Genomic DNA, 2,076 nt, shown 5'->3' on the forward strand with positions numbered 1-2,076 from the left:
CATTTGCGCTCACTCAGGCTGCTGCATCGACAAAGGGAATCTTGCGCTCAATGGCTGACATGCTTGAGCGTGAACTGGTACCAGCTGAAAATTATTCGAAACTGATAGAAGCGGCCTGTTCCATATGGGCGGCAGCCCCCCAACACGCCCTGGACATCTTTACCAGCGAACGCGCTGTCCTTTCGGCCGATCAGGCTGCAAATTTGTTGACCCCAATAGATTGGAGCAACCAGGATCACATTTCTGCTCTGCAGTCGGCCTGGTCAAATATTACAAAAATTATGATTGACCAGGCCAGGACGGATACGAGCATGAAGATCCTTGCCAAAGGACCTATCGGTACGGAGGCCGAACCTGACCTTGCCTTGCGTACTTGGCTCGAAACGCAGCCTGACTCAGGAACAGCTTTGCTGACATCCTTAATAACGGGTCAAGACATTGGCGATGCGCATAGAAGTCGGTTGTGGAAACAGGCGGTGTCGCGCGCACGCATCCTCGGCTCTAAATTTTTCCTCGAGGTAGTCCCGCGAATCGTGGTGATGCCCTCCATTGATGAGACGGCAGCTGTGCTTTTCGATGACCATGAGGCCATTTCGGAGGTGTTGGGGGATACGGACAATCGGTCAGAGATGGCGCAGAGTCTGATGACCGCGTTTACCGAAGCCAAGACCAACACCATCAAAGGGCGCATTGCCGCTTATTGCAACCGACTGACTGGCAGTGGAGYGCTGAAGCAGTTCAAACCCAATGAGCTCAATATAAGTGACATTGAGCTCTTGGAGACCCATTTCGGGGGATCACCTGAACTTCGGCGCCTTAGAAAGTTGATTCCAGACAACTAATGCATCTCGGGCACGAAATAGAATCCACCTCTCCTGCATCGTTTATCGATGCAGGAGAGGGCTTGGAGCAATTTACTTACCAGAAGGCTGAGTCACGAATACCGCCCAATCCGACATCATGGCCTGACGTTTCTCAAACAGATCACCACGAAAATACGCGGCTTCCACCTTGTCTTGGCGCGAATGTGCCAACGCCAGCTCACAAACCTCTCTCGGATATTGAGTCGATTCCGCTGCCCAATCACGGAACGTGGAGCGAAAACCGTGCATGGTCAAGTCAGTACGATTCATGCGGCGAAGCGACATCAGCATCGACATATTGGACAGAGGCTTCCCTTCCCTTGCTCCTGGAAACAAATGAGCATTTCCCTTTAACCGTCCTAATCCATTGATCAGATCCAAGGCTGCTTGACTCAGAGGGACGCGGTGCTCCTTTGCAGCCTTCATCCGATGGGGTGGTATTTTCCAAACCTTCTTTTCCAAATCTAGCTCATCCCAAGTCGCTCCGAGTACCTCACTGGTTCTGCACGCAGTCAAAATGGTCAATTGCATGGCTTTGTAACTGAGGTCATTGTGCTTGGCGATTTCCTTCATAAAGGCTGGCATCTCAACCCAAGGCAGAGCAGGGTGATGGACCACGCTTTTCACCTTCGAGCGTGCAGGTAACAGTTTGTCGAGGTGTCCACGCCACCGGGCGGGATTTTCCCCTTCACGCAACCCTCGAACTTTTGCGGCATCCAGCACCATTTCCATTCGGTTGCGAACACGGGACGCAGTTTCTGGCTTTAACTGCCATATGGGGGTGAGCACTTTCAGCACGTGCTCCGTCGTCACGTCCTTGGCGTTTAAGTTTTCGAGTACGGGGTAGGCATAGGTCGTTAACGTATTTTCCCACTGCTGGGCGTGCTTCGCGTTTTTCCAGCCGGAACGATGAGCCGCTATATAGTCCAGAGCAACGGATTTGAAGGTGATGGCTTTGGCTTGTTCGGCGAGCACTGCTTTGGCCGCAGCCACGCGTGTGGCCTCGCGCTCTGCGAGAGGGTCTATCTTCTTTTGAAGGAGCTGTCGTTGAGTAACCGCCTCAGAACGTGCATCCTTCAGCTTGACGTCTGGGAATCCACCCAATCCCATTTCACGGCGTTTTCCCGCCAACTGAAACCGCAAGACCCAGGACTTCTTACCGCTCGCCTTTACGACTAGACGCAGTCCATCGCCGTCCTCGTAAGTCCCTGGC

Annotated in this window: 1 protein-coding gene and 1 pseudogene; one reads left to right on the forward strand and one right to left on the reverse strand. The window is 52.9% G+C overall.

Going from position 1 to position 2,076, the window contains the following annotated elements:
- Positions 1-842 (forward strand): annotated as a pseudogene (locus AC1DH9_RS27975) (NTPase KAP); the annotation flags it as partial.
- 72 nt (positions 843-914) lie between these two features.
- On the opposite strand, the gene AC1DH9_RS27980 reads toward AC1DH9_RS27975, so the two are convergent.
- On the reverse strand, positions 915-2,076 hold a 1,162-nt coding region (locus AC1DH9_RS27980; RefSeq protein WP_477809220.1), incomplete at its 5' end, for a tyrosine-type recombinase/integrase.

The organism is Pseudomonas sp. 05T35 (genome assembly GCF_056396605.1).